Here is a 4,146-nt window from a genome sequence, read left to right on the forward strand (position 1 = left end):
GAAAGTGTATCCACATAATGTTGACTTGAACCGAACGAACTGGGAAACCTCCACTTTTTTACAGTCCGCGAGGCAGATCCACTATATTCAGTGTTTGATATTACGGGCTTTCGAAATTTAGGTTAAACTTTTTTAACGAAATAATCCGCACTGCCCTCCTTTCCTTAAACGGCCATAAGTTTAACCGCTTAAACTTTTAGGATAAAAATGACAGCCTTTCGAATATAGAAAAAGGAATTCTCGCTCGCGGCTTTTGATCCGGAGAATGGCATGCCGCATCGTCGAAGTCACTTTTATCCTCTATACATCGCCAAATGCCCGCGGAAACGATCCAAGCAAAAAGAAGAACCGCGCCCGCAATCCGCAAGTTCTTCTTCCTCTCATCGGTATACCGATTCTATTGATGTCCCCATCGCGGAAATGCGTCTATCGTTGGTAGATCATTGCCGTAGAGCGTCTCTCTGGGTTGATTTATATCGATCATAACCTATTATTGGAAAAAATGAAAGCGTTTTTTTATATGATCATCGTTTTTATTTTGCAAATGCTAATATCAATCCAACTCCCTCTCCATTCTGGATGAAAGCAACCAATGCTGTTCTTCGACCCCTCCTCTGTCCCCCAAGCCGTCGTATAGCTTCATCAGGGTAAGATAAGTCTCATCCTCGTCGGGAAGCCGTTGTTGAATCAGCTTGTTCACCCGAATAGCCGCTTGCGTCACGCCGTGTTCCATATATAGCTTGCCTAAGCTTCTCGCATGGCTCAACCATAACAGCCGGAGCCGCTCCCGTTCGTGTTCGGCCCATAAATACTCGTACTCTCCCAAATAATGGCCTTCACACAGCTCAACAACGCGCTCGTGCTCTTCAATATGCTCGAGTTTCGGATCGCCCAATTGTTTCAGGCGGTTCTCCCATTCCTCCGCATCCACTCGCGCGTTCCCGATTGTCAGGCAGTATCCGGCCCCCAAATCCCCGCTGCTGATCGATACCGTATCCAATCCGATTTTTTGCAAAGTTTGCCGAATATGATAAATCGTCGTATACAGCTGCTGCGACGCCCTCGATACCTCGAAATCCGGCCATAAAAGCTCGATCAGCGTGCTTCTGTCGATCGTTCGGTCCCGGTGATGCAGCAAATAGGCGAACAGTTCCTGCGCTTTGCTTGTGCGCCATTTGATGGTTTGCGGCTCCTCGCCGGGAAGCTGATACCTTATCTTATTGAAGCAGAAAATAAACGGCGTTGACGCTTCCTTGCTGCGATTGTTATTTTTCCCCTTTAACTTTCCTTGCAAACGTTCTACCGTTCGCCGCAAACGCTCGGGTTCTACAGGCTTCATAATGTAATCCAAAGCGTATAGTTCAAAAGCTTGCACGGCGTAGTGGTCGTAACCGGTTACAAATACGATCTCCATATCGGGTATGATCGCCTGCAGCCGCTCTCCCAACTTCAGACCATCGAGCTCGGGCATATGGATATCGAGAAATACGACATCAGGGCGATGTTTATCCACCATCTCAAACGCCTTGAATGAATTCGAGCATAACTCAACAACTTCCACGCCATTCATGTCGCGTTCCAATAATAGCTTGAGCCGTTCAAGAGCAAGCTGCTCATCGTCAACGAGTATGGCTCTCATGAAAATCCTCATTCCTTTCGGTGCTTTAGAAACATGGTTAAGTTTACCTTTGTTTGTCGCATGTTGTCGACCGACTTTTGTCCCATATTAGGGGAAAACAGCCGTCATCGGCTTGAGGCGCTCGACAGCGGCTGTTTCCTTGCGGATTAATCGATCAGATCCGTCGTTTTCAACATTCTTTGAATCAATGCTGCGGCTTCCGCACGCGTCATTCGATCCTGCGGTTTCAACAACTGTCCGCTCTTGCCTTCGGTAATGCCTTCGGAGATCAGCAAAGCGACCGCTTCCTTCGCCCAAGGCGCGATTTGATTCGCATCCCCGAACGTGGAAAGCACTGCGTTCACTTGTCCTTCGCCTATCGACGCTTCCGGACGGATCAGCTTGTAGCCGCGCGCAATCATCGCCATGCCTTGCTCTCTCGTAATATACCGCTCGCCATGGAACGCGCCGTCGTCATAGCCAAGCACGATGCCGAATTCATTGGCAATCGTTACCGCCGCATGGTACCATGCCGACGACGAAACGTCGTGGAATACGTTTTGCTTCACGTCCTGGCGCATTAACCCCAATCCTTTGACGATAAACACCGCAAACTCGGAACGGTTAATTTCGCGGTCCGGCGTAAAGTTGTTGTTGCCTGTGCCTTCAATGACCAGACGCGCCGCGATGTCGTTCGCGCTTGCTTTCGCCCAGTGGTTCTTCACGTCGTTGAAATCTTTCGGATTCCAGATGACGGAATAGGTTCCGCTGCTGCGCAGATCGTTGATCTTCGCGAAGTAACGGTTGTTGATTTTCGTCACGACCGTCGGAACGTGGAACACGGTTCCGTCCGGGTTCACAATGACGCCCGTCGTAATGCGGTTCGGATCGACGCCTTCCGGCAAGGCGATATATTTCACGGCATAACCGTTCAATAGTCCCGCTCTGTTCGTTTGTCCGTCATGCGTAAAGGTTAAATCGAGATCGACCGGATGAACGAGCAGTTCATAGCCGCCTTTCTCCGCCTTCTCGCGGGCAAGCTTAGCCAGATCGTCCGCAGAACGTGTAATCTTGATGTTTGCGGCAATGTCGCCGAGCGGCGCTTTGCCGAATTGTTTGCTAATCGCATTCAAATCGAGTTGTCCGGCAGGAACCGGATAAATCGCCAGCAAGTTTTCGATGTCGAGGCTGGAGCCGGTGTCGGCAAGTTTCTTCAGGTCTTCGGCCGTCAAGCCTCGAACTTCGACATCGCCGTCGCCCGGTACGCTGATGCCCAACTTCTGTCCCTTACCGTTCGCGAGAATGCCGAACAGCTTGTCCCGATCGATCGTAACCGTCGTTTGCGTACGGTCTCCCGTTTGCGTGACGGTACCCGTTGCGAATGGAACTTTCGAACCGTCGACAGTCGATAGAATGTCTCCCGGTTTCGGTTCGTTCCCCGGCGTGGACGGTGTCGTCGTACCGCTGTCGGTGCTGCCGGAACTGCTGCCGCCGCCGGTGCTGCCGGACGCTCTGGTGACCGTTACCGTATAGTCTTTGAACGTGCCGTCTTGATCCGTAACTCGAACGACAATGGTATTCGTGCCGACATTCAGCGCCAGATAGTCGCTAAGCTCGCCGCTCGGTACCGTTTTCCATTCGCCGCCATGCACGCGAATCTGAATGGTAGCGTTCGGATCGAGCGCCGTTGGCGTGAATTGAATCCGATACACGCTATTCGATACGCTCATTGTGTAGGAATCCCGGTTCGGATCGAAAGCCGGGTACAGGCTGCCTACGGATGGTACCAACGATTCCAGCTTGTTGTTGTCTGTTGCGGCTCCTTCGCGAACAATGTTGAAAACATAATCGTTGATCAGGTTGCCGTCTTTGTCGTAGACGACTACCTTGATCTCGTTTTTCTTGCCTTCTACCAATGGAAGGTTATTCCATTCATCGGCAAAGTACTCCTTACCGTTAACGTATACTTTCACCTGAGTCTCGTTCGGATATTTCGCCGTTGGATTCAGGTTAATGCCATATACGTCGTTCGTTACCGTTCCATAGTAGTTTTTGTATTGGATCGGGTCGAACTCCGGAGTCAGATTGACCGGCTTCTCCTGACCGTCTTCGATCAGTCCAACAAGCGTCAGTCCATCCAGTTCCCCGCCTACTTTCACCAGATTCTTCTCAGCCTCGTCGAGAGCTGTCAAAGCCTGATTTACCTGATCTTGCGTTGCGTTCGGATCGCGCAGTACGCTTTCCGCTGCCTCAAGCGCGTTAGCAAGGTTTGTCCAGCTGGCTTGAGTGTATTCGGACTCGATAAATTCGCCGGCGGTGATCTTGCCGCTGATTTCTTTCGCTTTCTGTTTCAGAACGGTTTTGTCAACAACGTTCGTCGTATCTACGGTAATGTCTTTCAACTCTTTCGATACTTTGCCGTTTTTCTCCGCCGTTACTTCGATCGTGTACTTTCCATCGGACAAGTCTTCGGAAGGTATGAAGCTCCAGGTGCCGTCTTCGGCTACCTCAACCTCTACCGGGCCAAT

2 protein-coding genes are annotated in these 4,146 nt (G+C 50.7%); both read right to left on the reverse strand.

What is annotated here, in order from left to right:
- Nucleotides 1-553 precede the first annotated feature (553 nt).
- Nucleotides 554-1,639, reverse strand: coding sequence for a response regulator (locus LQ229_RS26800; RefSeq protein WP_230193403.1), 1,086 nt, complete (start codon nucleotides 1,637-1,639; stop codon nucleotides 554-556).
- Nucleotides 1,640-1,785: 146 nt separating this feature from the next.
- Nucleotides 1,786-4,146 (reverse strand): S-layer homology domain-containing protein (locus tag LQ229_RS26805; protein WP_230193404.1); only part of this gene is annotated, 2,361 nt, incomplete at its 5' end.

Origin of the sequence: Paenibacillus sp. CECT 9249 (assembly GCF_918697855.1) — a bacterium.
In the GTDB taxonomy this organism is placed as follows: Bacteria; Bacillota; Bacilli; order Paenibacillales; family Paenibacillaceae; genus MSJ-34.